1 protein-coding gene is annotated in these 1,822 nt (G+C 60.6%); it reads left to right on the top strand.

Annotation, left to right across the window (positions count from 1 at the left end; translation table 11 throughout):
- Positions 1 to 672: 672 nt before the first annotated feature.
- Positions 673 to 1,822 (top strand): hypothetical protein (locus ABX749_RS31580; protein ID WP_372899535.1); only part of this gene is annotated, 1,150 nt, incomplete at its 3' end.

Raw genomic sequence — 1,822 nt, 5'->3', positions numbered from 1 at the left:
GCGTCGAGCGTCCTTCTCGGATGATCGGAACCTCTTCGTAAAAGTTGAGGGACTGTGGTGGATGCGAACGCAATCCACCCGCGCGCGGGTGAACACCGATCCCTGACGATAGACCAGCCGACAGGCGAAAGCAAGCTTTCGTCTCAGACGCTTCGGTGACTAGTCAGCCGGAGGGGTATTGCGAGTGTGACGTATTCGGTCATGTGCATCAGTGCGAAGGCGCCGCGGGCGAATTCGGCGCACATGGCCAAGCTCACTGTGAACGCTTTGACGACACGTTCGGACCCATCGACTTTGCGAGATTTCGTGGTTCGATGAATTGCAGAAGAATGCCACCAACTATACGGCCGGCATGTTGAATTGCGCTTCGGTACCACTAGGCTAGAAGGTTATGCCCGGTGGAACTTTGCGTCGTTTTTGCCAGACCAAACGATGACCGCTCGGTGAGTGCCGGATCGATTCACGACGGATTCGATCCCGCGGCTCCCGGCAGCCTTCAATCGGTCCGTGATCTGCGTGAACCAAGCCGATGTCCCCCTCCATTGATAAATGGGCGGTCGGGGTAGATCCGTCATTCAGCGAAGCGTTCCGTCCGATGTTGGTCCAAAGCCGACACCCTTCATTGAGACTCTGAATCTGCCCGCGTGCCGTCCGCACCAGTAGGCATCTCCGATGACTCGGAACATACACTCGCTGGGTGACCAGCGCGGGGTTGTGGAAAAGCTTCGTGATCGTCGTCGCATCAAGGCGGCTCGACTGCGACGCAAGCAGCTTTCCGAAGGCTTGATGCGGTCTCCGTTTGAGAAACTGGAAGACCGGCATTTGCTCGCCACCGTCACCTGGGATGGCGGAGGTGACAACGAGCGTTGGCACGATCCGCTCAACTGGGACGGCGACGTCGTACCGACCGCAGCCGATCAAGCGGTGATCGCCGATGCGTCGAGCGAGCTGCTGGTGCGGATCGACGCGAACGTGGTCGTCGATTCGATCGACACGACCGAACACTTGGAAGTCAACGGCGCGGAACTGCGCACGCGCAGTCTGATCGCACAAGAGGTGAGCTTCGAAGACGGCACGCTCAACCCGACCGACGGCCAGGTCCTGACGGCGACGATCGCCGGTGACATGACCGTCGACGGTTCGGCCAGCCAGTTCGTGATCCTGGGCAATGTCTCCGTCGGCGGCAACTTGGATCTCAAACGCGGTTTGACGCTGGTTGCCACGGGAGACGACGCAGCGTTGACGGTTGATGGCGATGTGCAACTCCATCGCGTCAACGTGACGGCCAATTCCGGTGCTGTGATTTCCTTGCCGGGCGTCACGCGGTTTCCGATTTCGTCGGAGTACAACGAGGATCGTTACTACACCGCCACCGACAGCGGAAGTCGGATCGAGTTTCCCAACCTCGTCGACATCATCGGCGGCACCTCCCGGTATTCCGACACGTATGTTCGCGCCCAGGCCGGCGGTGTGATTGCGCTGCCGATGCTCGAATCGATCGTCGATGTCAGTCGCGGTGACACGCGCAATCGCGTCATCGAGTTCAGCGCCACCGGCCCGGCCAGCCAGATCGATCTGTCAGCGCTGGTGGCTGTGCAGGATTACAACGCCGATGGGCTGACCCGATTGGTCGAATCCGATGGCGGCGACCTGTTGCTCGGTTCACTGGATTCGGCGATCGGCGCCAGCATCACACTTCAGTCCGCCGAAGGCGGGCCGCTGGATGCATTGCGGCACTTGGAACGCACGACGCTTGTGCTCTCCGGAGGCACTCACACGGCGCCGCTGCTGGAGCGCGCCGTCCGTTCGACGGTCGATCTGC

The sequence above is a fragment of the Stieleria sp. genome, from assembly GCF_041595215.1.
In the GTDB taxonomy this organism is placed as follows: Bacteria; Planctomycetota; Planctomycetia; order Pirellulales; family Pirellulaceae; genus Stieleria; species Stieleria magnilauensis.
Note: the sequence above shows the minus strand (reverse complement) of the source record. Positions and strands in the feature narration are given on the sequence as shown.